Origin of the sequence: uncultured Pseudoteredinibacter sp. (assembly GCF_947500695.1) — a bacterium.
Classification (GTDB): domain Bacteria; phylum Pseudomonadota; class Gammaproteobacteria; order Pseudomonadales; family Cellvibrionaceae; genus Pseudoteredinibacter.
This window is the reverse complement of the sequence record NZ_CANMSS010000039.1, coordinates 1-347: the sequence shown is the minus strand read 5'-3', so window position 1 is coordinate 347 and position 347 is coordinate 1. Positions and strand designations below refer to the sequence as shown.

The following is a 347-nucleotide window of genomic DNA, read 5'->3' as shown; positions in this document are numbered from 1 at the left end:
GCGGGTGCAAATCCAGGTGACCCAGCCACATGGAGTACGGATCCAAGCCCAGCACTAGGCAATGGCAGTTACAAAGTGACGGCGAAGGTCGTTGATAAAGCGGGTAATGAATCCAATGAGACGACTTCATTAAACTTTGATATCGATACGGCAACGCCAGGTGCACCAAGTATTGTGAGTGTGATTGATGATGTGCCTGCCGTAGCCGGTGGTCCGGATGAAACCATCGCTCATGAAGGCATCACTAATGATGATCGCCCAACCATTACGGGTACCGGTCCTAAAAATGCCACCATCCGTATTTACGATGGTGATCCGGCTAACGGTGGTACTAAGTTATTCGAAAC

At 49.9% G+C, this 347-nt stretch carries 1 protein-coding gene; it reads left to right on the top strand.

Features of this window, described 5'->3' with window-relative positions:
* Positions 1 to 347: Ig-like domain-containing protein (locus Q1A08_RS21400; RefSeq protein WP_299776429.1), on the top strand; the 347-nt coding region annotated here is incomplete at both ends.